The sequence below is a fragment of the Streptomyces sp. BK79 genome (assembly GCF_044142145.1).
In the GTDB taxonomy this organism is placed as follows: domain Bacteria; phylum Actinomycetota; class Actinomycetes; order Streptomycetales; family Streptomycetaceae; genus Streptomyces.
The window spans coordinates 1-11,939 of record NZ_JBHVOC010000055.1; the positions used below are offsets into that span (position 1 = coordinate 1).

9 protein-coding genes and 1 pseudogene are annotated in these 11,939 nt (G+C 72.5%); 4 read left to right on the forward strand and 6 right to left on the reverse strand.

Annotated features, from left to right (window positions below; translation table 11 throughout):
• Positions 1-44: 44 nt before the first annotated feature.
• Positions 45-1,064 carry a zinc-binding dehydrogenase gene (locus tag ACFIF2_RS35565; protein WP_395577430.1) on the reverse strand — a complete coding sequence of 340 codons (1,020 nt, stop codon included), beginning with the start codon at positions 1,062-1,064 and terminating at the stop codon, positions 45-47.
• A 61-nt stretch (positions 1,065-1,125) separates the two neighbouring features.
• Between ACFIF2_RS35565 and ACFIF2_RS35570 the strand changes: the two genes are divergently transcribed.
• Positions 1,126-1,434: a helix-turn-helix transcriptional regulator gene (locus ACFIF2_RS35570; RefSeq protein ID WP_003977860.1), complete on the forward strand. Its 309-nt coding sequence runs from the start codon at positions 1,126-1,128 to the stop codon at positions 1,432-1,434.
• A gap of 37 nt (positions 1,435-1,471) precedes the next feature.
• Here ACFIF2_RS35570 and ACFIF2_RS35575 read toward each other — a convergent pair whose 3' ends face one another.
• Complete coding sequence (locus ACFIF2_RS35575; protein ID WP_395577431.1) at positions 1,472-2,311, reverse strand: SDR family oxidoreductase; 840 nt, start codon at positions 2,309-2,311, stop codon at positions 1,472-1,474.
• Between the two features lie 94 nt (positions 2,312-2,405).
• Here ACFIF2_RS35575 and ACFIF2_RS35580 point away from each other — a divergent pair, with 94 nt between their 5' ends.
• Complete coding sequence (locus ACFIF2_RS35580) at positions 2,406-2,777, forward strand: winged helix-turn-helix transcriptional regulator (RefSeq protein WP_395577432.1); 372 nt, start codon at positions 2,406-2,408, stop codon at positions 2,775-2,777.
• A gap of 92 nt (positions 2,778-2,869) precedes the next feature.
• Positions 2,870-3,861: pseudogene (locus ACFIF2_RS35585) on the forward strand (winged helix DNA-binding domain-containing protein); the annotation flags it as partial.
• A gap of 83 nt (positions 3,862-3,944) precedes the next feature.
• Here ACFIF2_RS35585 and ACFIF2_RS35590 read toward each other — a convergent pair.
• From ACFIF2_RS35590 to ACFIF2_RS35605, 4 genes are all read right to left on the reverse strand, one after another.
• Entirely contained in the window at positions 3,945-6,644 is a 2,700-nt protein-coding gene (locus ACFIF2_RS35590) for an AAA family ATPase (protein ID WP_395577433.1), read from the reverse strand.
• Between the two features lie 469 nt (positions 6,645-7,113).
• Positions 7,114-7,998 (reverse strand): alpha/beta fold hydrolase, encoded by an 885-nt coding sequence (locus tag ACFIF2_RS35595; protein ID WP_395577434.1) that lies wholly within the window; start codon positions 7,996-7,998, stop codon positions 7,114-7,116.
• Positions 7,986-8,465, reverse strand: a complete 480-nt coding sequence (locus ACFIF2_RS35600) for a serine hydrolase (RefSeq protein WP_395577435.1) — start codon at positions 8,463-8,465, stop codon at positions 7,986-7,988. The genes ACFIF2_RS35595 and ACFIF2_RS35600 overlap by 13 nt, the downstream gene beginning before the upstream one ends.
• Positions 8,462-8,626 (reverse strand): hypothetical protein, encoded by a 165-nt coding sequence (locus ACFIF2_RS35605; protein ID WP_395577436.1) that lies wholly within the window; start codon positions 8,624-8,626, stop codon positions 8,462-8,464. The genes ACFIF2_RS35600 and ACFIF2_RS35605 overlap by 4 nt, the downstream gene beginning before the upstream one ends.
• A gap of 428 nt (positions 8,627-9,054) precedes the next feature.
• Between ACFIF2_RS35605 and ACFIF2_RS35610 the strand changes: the two genes are divergently transcribed.
• Complete coding sequence (locus tag ACFIF2_RS35610; protein WP_395577437.1) at positions 9,055-11,781, forward strand: ATP-binding protein; 2,727 nt, start codon at positions 9,055-9,057, stop codon at positions 11,779-11,781.
• The last annotated feature ends 158 nt before the right edge of the window (positions 11,782-11,939 follow it).

Sequence of the window (11,939 nt, forward strand, 5' to 3'; positions counted from 1 at the left end):
TCGCTCATACGAGGAGACAACGGGTGCGCTAGACGCCCCATTCCTCAGGTCCGGGCCGCCGCCGCGTGCGGGGTCTCGTCCACGGGATGCACGGCGAGAGCGATCTTGCCGCGCGGGCGTTGGCGTCCTTCGTCGGCGGAGCCGCCTTCCAAGACGCTGTGGGCGTGGGCGACGTCGGCCAGCGGCAGCACGGCGCCGATCACCGGCCGGAGTTCGCCCTGCTCGACCAAGCGGCCGAGGGCCTCCAGTTTCGCCCGGCCGGGACTGACGAAGAGGAAATGGTAGGTCGCGTTCACGCCCCAAGCGGCGAGGAGGTTCTGCGGCTCGGGAATGTCCACGATCGACACCACGCGGCCTCGGTCGGCCAGAGCCAGCGCACTGCGGGTGAGGGTGTCCCGGCCCACCGTGTCCAGCACGACGTCCACCCCGCCCAGGGCCCGCACCTGCGGCACATAGTCACCGGCCGAGAAGTCGATCGTGACGTCCGCTCCCAGCCGGGTGACGAAGTCGTGATCCCGCGCCCGCGCGGTGGTGACCACCTCGGCCCGCAGCGCACGTGCGACCTGGATGGCGACCGAACCGACCCCGCCCGCGCCGCCGTGCACCAGGACGCGCTCCCCGGCCCGCACTCCGGCCCGTTCGACCAGCGCCTCCCACGCCGTCACCCCCACGAGTGCGAGACCGGCGGCCTCGACATGCGACAAGCGGGAGGGCTTGCGGGCGACCAGGGCCTGGTCGACCACGTGGAACTCGGCATAGGTCCCCTGGCCGGTGAACACCGGCGCCAAGTACCAGACCTCGTCGCCCGGCCGGTAGTCGCCCGCCCCCGTGCCGGTCTCGACCACCACGCCGGACACGTCGTTGCCGATCACCGCCGGCAGCGCCACCTGGTCGCGGTAGTCGCCGCGGCGGGTCTGCAGGTCCAGGGGATTCACGGAGGTGGCCATGACCCTCACCAGCAGCTGGCCGGGCCCAGGGCTGGGCATGGGCCGTTCCCGTGCCGCGAACGCGGTGTCCGCACCACCGAAACGGACGAGTTCCATCACACGCATCGAAGAGGACATACGGCGAAGATAAATCGTCGTATCGCGAATCGTCAATATGAGAATGGGTTACGATCACGCCGTGTTCTCGGAAGAGCAGTTGCTGTCCGTATTCCGGGCCCTGTCCAACCCCGCCCGCCGCCAGATGCTGGTGTGGCTCAAGGACCCCATGAGCTTCCCCGGCCAGAAGGCCGAGGACGTCGAGATCGGCGTCTGCGTGACCGACATCCAGCGGCGCATGGGCCTGGGGCAGTCCACCACCTCCCAGTACCTCACCATGCTGCGGCAGGCAGGGCTGGTGGTCGCCACCCGACGCGGCAAGTGGACCTACTACCGCCGCGACGAGGCGAACATCGCCCGCCTCCTGGAGACCCTGCGCGACGTGTTCTAGCGCCTGGCCCCGGTACGGCGCCCCGGTGCGGCCGGTCTCAGCGGAACGCGGCGACGTTGCGGGCGGCCCAGTCGGCGAAGGGGCGCGGGGCGCGCCCGAGGACCCGTTCGACGTCCGGGCTGACGCGCAGCTCGGCCGGGCTCGGGTTGCCGAGGATGTCCAGGGTGTCGTCGGCGAGTTCGGCCGGCATGCTCTGGGCCATGGCGGCCCTGGCCTCGTCGCGGGTCAGCTCGTGGAAGGCCACGGGCGTGCCGAGCGCTGCCGCGAGGGCCTCGGTCTGCCCGCGCGGAGTGATCACCTCCGGGCCGGTCAGCTCGTACGCGCCGCCGGTGTGGCGGTCCTCCAGCAGACAGGCCGCCGCCACCTCGGCGATGTCCGCGGGGTCGACGACCGGCACACCGACGTCGCCGAAGGGCGCGGCGACGACCCGTCGCGCACGGACGGACTCGGCCCACCACAGGGCGTTGGAGGCGAACCCGCCGGGCCGCAGCACGGCCCACTCCAGGCCGGATTCCCGCACGGTGTCCTCCAGCGCCCGCATCGCGATCCGCGTCGCCCCGAAGGGCCTGGTCACCACGCCGAGCGTGGAGAGCAGGACGATGCGGCGGACCCCGCCGTCCACGGCCTCGGCGACGATGTCGGCCGGTTGGGCGCCGAGCGCGTGCAGATCGCCGGAGAGCAGCAGGAACAGCGACTTCGCCCCGGCCAGCGCGGGCCGCAGGCCTGCCGGGTCGGCGAGGTCGGCCACCAGGTGGCGGACGCCGTCCGGCACCGCCGCCGGGTGCCGCGACACCGCCGTCACCTGCTCGCCCGCCTCCGCCAGCGCCCGCGTCAGCGGCCGCCCGATGTTCCCGGTCGCCCCGGTCACCACGATCATGTCCAGCTCCTTCTCGGATGTCCTCTGTGGACCTGCACGCTAGGAGCGAGGACTAACTTCTGGTAAGGGGCATACCTGGAGGTAAGTTCATGACATGACGGAAGGCATGCAACGCAGACGGGTCGGGACCGGCGAGCGGTATGACGTGTTTCACACCGACTGCCTGGCGCGCGACGTGGTCGACCATGTGACCAGCAGGTGGGGCATCTGGGTGCTGATCGCCCTGCGGCGCAACGACCTACGGTTCTACGAGCTGCGCGAGAGCATCCGGGGCATCAGCGAGAAGATGCTCGCCCAGACCCTGCGCGTCCTGGTCGAGGACGGCCTGGTCTGGCGGAAGGTCGAGCCGACGACGCCGCCGCAGGTCACGTACGGGCTCACCGGGTTCGGCCGGGACATCGGGGAGCCGCTGACGGACCTGTTCGACCGGATCACCCAGCGCCTGTCGGCGGACGGCACGCCCTAGCCGGCCCTCGGGGGAGGCCCGCTGTCACCGAGCACACGCACCAAGCGCACCTGCCGAACACGCTGCGGACGGACGACGGGCGGAGGGCCTGCATGGGTGACGACGGACGACGGCACATCGGGACGGCCGAGCGGCGGCACCGGCTGGCCCTGCGTCAGCGGCTGGCGGGGGCCGCGCGGGCGGGGAGCCCGGAGAAGGTCGCCGCATCACTGGTCGCGCTGGACGGCACCGACCCGGCGACGGTGCATCTGGCCGTGGGCGCGCGGCTGGCGGACGCGGCGAAGACCGTGAAGGAGACGGAGCGGGCGCTGTACGACGACGGGTCGTTGGTCCGGATGCACGGCATGCGGCACACCGTGTTCGTGTTCCCGACGGAGCTGACGGCGGTCGTGCACGCCTCCACCGGCCGCACCGTCGCCGCCCGGGAGCGGTCCGGACTGCTCAGGAGCATGGCGGAGGCCGCGGCTCCGGGCGCCGCCTGGCTGACGGAGGTCGAGGAGTCGGCCCTGGCCGCGCTGGCCCGGCGCGGCCAGGCCACGGCGGCCGAACTGGCCCGCGACGAGCCGCGCCTGAAGGAGCAGTTCGTCTACGCGGCCGGGAAGAGCTACGAGGGCGTGCACACCGTCTCCACCCGTCTGCTGAGGGTGCTGGGTGTGGAGGGCAAGGTGGTGCGGGGCCGGCCGCTGGGCTCGTGGACGTCCAGCCAGTTCCGCTGGGCACCGGCGCCCCGGCACCCCGAGTTGGACCCGGGCGAGGCGCAGGCCGAGTTGCTGCGCCGGTGGCTGACGGCGTGTGGTCCGGCGACCGAGGGCGACCTCAAGTGGTGGACCGGGTGGCGGGTGACGGAGGTGCGCCGCGCGCTGGCCGCGCGCTGGCCGCGATCGGCGCGGAGGCGGTCTCGCTGGACGAGGGCACGGGGTATGTCGTCGCCGGTGACGCCGACCCCGTCGCCGGGCCGTCCGAGCCGTGGGCGGCACTGCTGCCCGCGTTGGGTCCGACGGCGATGGGCTGGCGGCAGCGGGACTGGTACCTCGCCCCCGAGCTGCGACCCACGCTGTTCGACCGACCCGGCCGGGGAGGTCCTCCCTAATTACCAACTACATAGATCAGATGCCCTCTGACGAGCTCGTGCACGGTAGGCGGTGAGGCGTCGCGACCGAGCCGGAATCATCTCCGTCCGGAGATGCCGGTGGCCGCCAAGTCGCGCCGTGAGCAGAGCCCCAGCTTGGCGAACACGTTGGATAGGTGATGCCCGACGGTGCGGTCGCTGATCCGCAGACGGGCCCCGATCTCCCGGTTGGTCAGATCGCCGGCGGCAAGCTGGGCCACCCGGCGTTCCTGTGCCGTCAGCGTTGCCATGCCCGTGCCGGCGGCAGTGTTACGGCGTGCGGGTGCCATGATCAGACGCTGCTCACGCCGGGCCCGCTCGAGCATCGGGTGCGCTCCCAGTGCGTGGAACGTCTCGGCAGCGGCGTCGAGCTGCTGGTGGGCGTCTCGGCGCCGCCGCTGTCGCCGCAACCACTCGCCGTAGAGCAGCCGGGCCCGTGCGTGGTCGAACGGGCGCCGGGACGCACCGGGCATGTCCAGCGCCGCCCGGTAGGACCGTTCGGCGGCGGGTTCGTCCAGCAGTGCGCGTGCCAGGTGTGCTGTGAATCTCGCCCAGTGCGCGCCGGTGCGCCGTACCCAGGCGTCTAGCGCCTCGGCGCGGCGCTGGCCGATCTCCGGCCGCCGCGCGTGCACGGCGGCCTCGATCGTGTCCAGGCTTGCCAGCAGAGCGACGATCGGATGTGCTGCCTCGTGCCCGTGCTCGTCCAAGCGGGCGAGCAGGTCGAGTGCAGCATCGGCGCGACCGGCCGCCAGAGCGGCCATTCCACGGTTCCAGTGGGCCGAGGCGCTGACCGCACGGTCGCGGCGCGGCCCGGCCAGCTGCAGGGTCCGAACGGTCAGATGGTCGACGCTGCGGCCGTCACCGCGGGCGGCGGCGAGCCACCCGAGGCAGTTCCGGCACTCCGCAGCGATGTGCTCGGCACCGATCCGCTCGGCCGACGCGAGCCCCTCGGCCGCGGCGTCCTCCGCAGCGCCCCACCGGCCCGCAGCGATGTCGAGTCGCGCGATCCGAGCCAGCGCCGCAGCAAGCGAGGTGCCATCGGCGTGACGGCGGTGCCTGCGGACAAGGGCGTGCACAGCATCGGCGAGTGGCTCGTCGAGGCTCCACACCAGTCCGAGCGGCGACGCCGGGAGCAGCTGCGACTCCACCCGGGAGATGTGCGCCATGACGTCACCGAGTTCTGCCGACGACGCTGCCCGTGCCGGGTCCGTCGCTGGCCCCCACCACGTCCGGACGATCGGGAGGACCTCAGGCAGCCCAGGGGTCGACAGCCCCGCGAGACGAGTGAGGGTCTCGCCGACGAGGTCGTCGCGGGCCGCGGACCATCCCGCGTGCAGGGCAGCGGCGCCGAGCTCCACTCTCATGCGCGGATCATCGAACGCGGCGATGTCGCGACTGATCGATCGGTGGGCTCGTTCCAGAGACCCCTCGGCGAGTTCGAGTACCCCGCGCAGGCCGCGGCTGGCGCGGGTGGCCAGAACCTCGTCGGTCAGGCTCCGGGCATCGGCCAGCAACCGACGCGCCATCGTGGCGTCGCCGCCGTGCCAGGCGGCCACGGCCGCGCCGGCGAGCCTGCGGGTCGCAGCGGCCGGGTCGGCGGACAGCTCGGCGGCCCGCCGCAGGATCGGTACCGCGCCGGCGCCCGAGGGCACCGTCTGCTCGAGCAGCCCGGCGATCTCCTCGTCGACGTCGTGAACGGTCGCGGCCCGGTGCCAGACATGCCCGCGACTGCCCGGGGGAAGCGCGGCGGCCAGGGTCCGGTGGGCCTTCCTGCGCTCAGACGGGGAGGCGCTCGCGTAGACAGCGGCCCGGACCACCGGGTGCCGTAGCGCAGGCCGGTCGGGCGTCCCGGCGAGCAGACCCGACCGGATCGTCTCCTCCCAGACCGGCTCCTCGGCGGCGCGGGAACGTGCTGACCGTGCGAGCGTGAGCTGATCACCGTCGGCACGAGCCGCGGCCATGAGCACGACGAACTCGCGTGCCGGGGTCGGCATGGTCTGCAGGCGCTCGGCGAAGGCCGTACGCAGCCGGGGCCCCACGGGCACCGTGCCGGCGGCAAGATCGTCGATTGGTACAGGCAGCTCGTGCAGTGCCAGCGGGTTGCCCCCACCTGCTTTCACCGCGCGGGTGACCTCGGGGCCGTCGAGGCCGGGGTGAGCGGCGGCGACCAGTTGGGCGGCGTGGTCGTCAGCGAGAGGACTCACCGCGAGCGGATCGACCCCCTCCCACGATCCGCCGGCAGGCGCGTCGTGGCCGGCGACCAGGACCACCACCGGATCGGTCCCCACCCGCCGGGCGACGAATCCGAGCACGAACTCGGTCTCCGCGTCGAGCCGGTGTGCGTCGTCCACGACGATCAGTAGCGGGCGGTCGACTGCCAGCGCCGACAGCAGGGACAGGACCGCCACGGCGGTGAGCGACCGGCCCGCTCCGGTGACCTCGCCCGCGAGCACGCCTCGCAACGCTGACGCCTGGGACACCGGAAGAGTCGCGATCAGGTGCTCGACCGGCCGGAGCAGCGTGTCCAGGCCGGCGAAGGGGGTCCCGGACTCGCACCGTGCGGGCTGTACCGCCAGCGGGGCGAAATCGGGAGACGCCGCGGTGACGTGGTCGAGAAGTGCGGTCTTGCCGATGCCCGGCTCACCCCAGAGCACCAGGGCGCCACCCGTGCCACGGCGGGCTCGGTCGAGCACCTCGGTCACGGCAGCGATCTCTGCCTGTCGTCCGACGAGCGGAGCCGGAGCACCGGTTGCCCTCATCGCGTCCCCTCAGCCGTGACCATCTTCCGGCCCCAGAAGTCCGTGCCATACCGTCCGAGGCCGGCGGGATCGTCCGACGCCCCGACAAGGACGCCGACCCCGTGCACGAGCGCGATGCCGGTGAGCCCCGCTCGGATCCTGATGAGCGCATCCTCGGGCCCCTGCTGCGGCAGTGCCACCCCACCGAGCCGGGTCCCGTTCAGTGGTGCCGACCTGACCGTGAATGGTGTGAGCATGCTCAGCGGCCTGCCGCAGGTGCTTCTAGGCCCGCAGACCACGGGCCCGAGTACCTTGACCGATGGCCCCGCCGCCGCGGTTAGGGTCGGGACCCGTTCGTCGATCGCCGGCGACGAGCTTGCCCATCGAGCACGCCGAACCGCTGCCACGGCACGGGCAGCGTATGGACGAGGCGCTCGCCGCGGGCGCACGCCGAGGTCGGCGCCGCGCGGCGAGGCGCCGGTGGCCGTGGTCATGGCGACTCCTCCGAACCGGGGCGGACGCCCTTAGGGAGTGGGTCTCCCAGGAAGGCGAGCAGGGCGGCGTTGACCTCGTCCGCGTGAGTCCACAGCAGCCCGTGCGGGGCGCCGTCGATCTCCACGTACTGCGCGTCGGGCAGGGCCCGGCGGAAGCGGTGGGCCGTGACTTCGATGGGGAGGATCCGATCGGCGGTGCCGTGCAGGATCAGGGTCGGCGTGCCGCTGGCCCGGACGGCCTCGACGTCGGCGCGGAAGTCCTCGATCCACGAGGAGACGACGGCATGGGCGGCCGCGGGGGCGCTGGAGATGGCGACGTTCCAGCTGGCTGTGACCGCCTCCTGGCCGATGCGGTTGCCCAGGTTCTCGTCGAGATTGTAGAAGTTGGAGAAGAACTGCTCGTACCAGGCGTAGCGGTCGCCCTTGGCCGCGGCCTCGATGCCATCGAAGACGTCCTGGGGCACGCCGTCTGGGTTGTCGTCCCGAGCGACGAGGAAGGGCTCCAGGGAGGCCAGGAAGGCGAGCTTCGCGACCCGCTGGTGGCCGTATCGAGCGATGTAGCGGGCGAGTTCGCCGGTGCCCATCGAGAACCCGATGAGGACGACATCGCGCAGGTCCAGGGTCCCCAGCAGGGCATTCAGGTCGGCGGCGAAGGTGTCGTAGTCGTAGCCGGTGCCGACTTTCGACGAGCGGCCGAAGCCGCGGCGGTCGTAGGTGATGACGCGGTAGCCGGCGGAGAGCAGCTCGCGCGTCTGGCGCTCCCAGCTGTGGCCGTTGAGCGGGTAGCCGTGGATGAGGACGACGGGCTGACCCGCGCCTTGGTCCTCGTAGTAGAGCTCGACCGGCGTGCTGTTCTCGTACCCGATGGTTACGTGTCCCATGATCTTTCCTTTCCGAGGGTGGTTTGCCTGCTATTGACCGACGAGCCGCCGTACCGCGATCGTTGTCGCCTCGGCGATGGTGGCGTTGCCGGCCGTGGACTCCGGGTCGTCCGGGTCGGCGTAGACGGCGAGACCAGCGGCGCGCGGTCCGGGGGCAGCACGCTCCCGACGTCGTTGCGCTCGCCCTGTGCTTCGGTCCCGGTCCTGTCCCCGATTAGCCACCCGGCTGGCACGCCGGCCCGGATGGTGGCGTCGCCGGTGGTGTTCGCGACGAGCGAGGTGGTGAGCCGCTCGCGGCCGGCCGGCTGCAGGCCGCCAGCGAGGGGCACCGCCCGCATGCTCTCGACGATGGCGGCCGGTGTGGTGGTGTCGCGCTCGTCGTCTGGGCCAGTGGAGACGTTGAGCTGTGGCTCGTTGCGGTCGAAACGGGTGGTCGCGTCATCCAGGCCGGAGGCGAACGCGGTCACGGCGGTCGGTCCGCCGAGGAGGTCGAGGGGCAGGTTCGTCGCCGTGTTGTGGCGTTGGCGCGCCGCGGCGGCTCCTCCAGCAGGCCGACGTCGGGGTAGTGCCGCACCGCACCCACAGTGGTGCCGGCGAGTTCGGCGAGTTGGCGGGGTCTCCAGGCCACGGCTGTTCCCTTCAGGTGTCGTCGACCGACGTGTCGTCGGCCCAAATGTCTTCGGCGTGGTCAGGGGCGCGTGAGCCGGCGCCGGCGATCGGCCTCCGACAGCCCGCCCCACCGCCGTGCAGCTCCCGGTGGGCCAGGGCGTGGACGGCGACCCGCTCGCGCTGCTGCCGTAGCGGGAGGACTCCTCGTCGGCGGGGAAGAACACCTCGATGCTGGTCACGGTGGTCGCTCCCTTCCCGGTCGCTCTGCTGAGGGCTCTCAGAGTCGCGGGGAAGGCGCCTGGTCCGCGTCGGTAAAAATCCCTTACCCCGTCACCGACCCTGGCGCGGGGGAGGCTGGCATCCTGACGACCCGGTGCTGCCCGCGCGCTTCGCGTCGGTGACAATTACCGGATAGACGCCGTGTCGGCGCCAGGGGAGGACCAGGCGATGCTCGTGGGACGGCGCGCCGAGCAGGCGGCGCTCGAGCAGCTGCTGGCTCAGGCGCAGGGCGGCGACAGCGGAGTGTTGGTGGTGCGCGGGGAAGCCGGCATCGGCAAGTCCGCCCTCCTGCAGCACATGCGGGAGACCGCCGTGGCGGCGGGATTCGGGGTTCACGACGCGGCCGGGGTGGAGGCCGAGGCAGAGTTCGCGTTCGCGGGCCTGCACCAGTTGTGCGCCCCGTTCCTGGCGCGGGCGGTCGAGCTGCCCGAGCCGCAGCAGGCCGCGCTCGGGGTGGCGTTCGGGCTGCGCGAGGGTGCTGCGCCGGACCGGTTCCTGGTGGGGTTGGCGGTGCTGAGCCTGTTGGCCGAGAACGGGCCGTTGCTGTGTGTGGTCGATGATGCGCAGTGGCTCGATCAGGCGTCTGCGCAGGTTCTGGCTTTCGTGGCCCGGCGAGTGGGGGCCGAGCGGGTGGTGATGGTGTTTGCGCTGCGCGATCCCGGTGTGACCGACGTCGAGGCGTTCAGCGGGTTGCCGGAACTGCGCCTGGCGGGGCTGGGGGCCTCCGATGCCCAGACGCTGCTGGCCACCGCGGTCCGCGCACCACTGGACGATGTGGTGCGCGACCGGATCGTAGCCGAGGCGCGCGGCAATCCGCTGGCGTTGTTGGAGCTACCCCGGGGTGCTCCGGCGGTGCAGTTCGCGGGCGGGTTCGAGTTGCCGGACGTGGTGAGCGTTCCGCGCCGGATCGAGGACGGCTTTCGGCGCCGCGCGAACAGCCTGCCTGCCGACGCGCGGATGCTGCTGGTGGTTGCCGCGGCCGAGCCGACCGGGGACGCGGCGTTGCTGTGGCGCGCGGCCGCGGAGCTGGGGATCGCCCGCGAGGCGGCTGCGCCCGCGGAGGCCGCCGGGCTGCTGGAGTTCGACTTCCGTGTGCGGTTCCGGCACCCGCTGGTGCGCTCGGCGGTCTACCGGGCGGCCACACCGACCGACCGGCGCCGGGCGCACGGCGCGCTGGCCGCCGTCACCGACCAGCAGGTCGATCCGGACCGGCGTGCCTGGCACCGCGCGCAGGCGGTGGTGGGCACTGATGAGGACGCCGCCGCGGAGCTGGAGCGTTCGGCCGGACGGGCCCGCGCCCGCGGCGGGTTGGCCGCCGCGGCGGCGTTCCTGAAGCGTGCGGCCGAGCTGACCCCCAGGCCGGCCGTCCGGGCGGAACGGGCCCTGGAAGCTGCGCACGCCAAGCACGAGGCAGGTGCGTCCGAAGCCCTGGAGCTGCTGACAGTCGCCGCGGCCGGGCCGTTGGACGCCGTGGCGCAGGCCCGCCTAGAGCTGCTGCATGCTCGGCTCGCGTTCCACGGGGCAAGGGGCGGCGAGGGGCCGCGGATGCTGCTGGACGCCGCCAAGAGCCTCGCCCCGCTGGACCCGCCGCTGTCCCGGGAGACCTACCTGGATGCGCTCGATGCGGCAATCGTTACTGGCGACCGCGGACCCGGCGGCGGCGTGCGTGCGGTGGCCGACGCAGCCCGGGCCGCGCCCGCACCACCGGAGACGCCGAGGCCCGTGGATCTGTTGCTCGACGGGCTGGTGACGACGTTCACGCAGGGCTACGCGGCAGGAGTGCCCGGCCTGCGGCGGGCGTTGGACGCCTTCAATCGTCACGAGCGGGACGATCATGCCGTGAACGACAGCGACGACCGCCGCTGGCTGTGGCTGGCCGGCCGGACCGCGATGTCGCTCTTCGACGACCAGATGGTGCACGCGCTGGCCGCTCGTCATGTCCGGCTGGTCAGGGAAACCGGCGCGCTGGCCACGCTCCCGGCAGCACTGCTCGTCCAGTCCGTCATGCTGGTGCTCTCTGGTGACTTCTCCCGGGCCGCCGAACAGACCGCGATCGCGGCCGCGACCAGAACTGTGCCCGTGCTCCACGGCCAGCTCATCCTGGCTGCCTGGCGCGGCCGCTCGGACGAGACCACCGAGATCCACGCGACCATGGTCCGGGAAGCGGCTGGACGTGGGCGCCGAACTGAGGACTTCCTGGCGCAGTACGCCATGGCGGTGCTGCACAACGGTCTGGGCGACTACTCGGCGGCTCTGGTCGCTGCGACGCGGGCTTTCGAGTCCGACGAGCTGACCCACAGCAACCTGGCCCACTCCGAGCTCATTGAAGCGGCATGCCGTGGCGGCCGGCCGGAGCGTGCGACCGCTGCGCTGGACCAGCTCAGCTCACGGGCGCTGGCCAGCGGCACCCCGTGGGGGCTCGGGCTGGCAGCGCGCTCACGGGCATTGGTCAGCACCGGCCCGGCCGCCGAGGAGTACTACCGCGAGGCGATCGAGCAGCTACGAAACTGCCGAGTGGCCACCCAGCTGGCCCGAGCTCATCTCGTCTATGGCGAGTGGCTACGCCGCGAGGGCCGCCGCCAAGGCGCCCGCCAGCAGCTCCGCACCGCCCACCAGATGCTGTCGGACATGGGTGCGGAAGCGTTCGCCGCACGCGCCGCCCGCGAGCTGCGCGCCACCGGCGAGCACCCACGCAGCCGGACCGCCCAGCCCTCGGACGCGCTCACCGCACAGGAGCTGACGATCGCCCGGCTGGTAGCTACCGGGGCGACCTCCCGGGAGGTCGGCGCACAGCTGTTCTTGAGCCCGCGCACCATTGAGGCCCACCTCCGCAGCATCTTCCGCAAGCTGAGCATCACCTCCCGGCGACAGCTGCGGGACCTGCGGCTTCCCTAAAGGGCTGGCAGCGTGCGTGCTATGTCGCGGTACAGCGATGCCGCCCGGAAGGCCAGCGAGCTGCGCCCTTTGGAGTTCATAAAGGATCAAGAGCGCGCCGTCTTGAGGCGACGCCTGCGAATGAGCGTGCAGACGAGGGGGACGACGGCGGGCGGCTT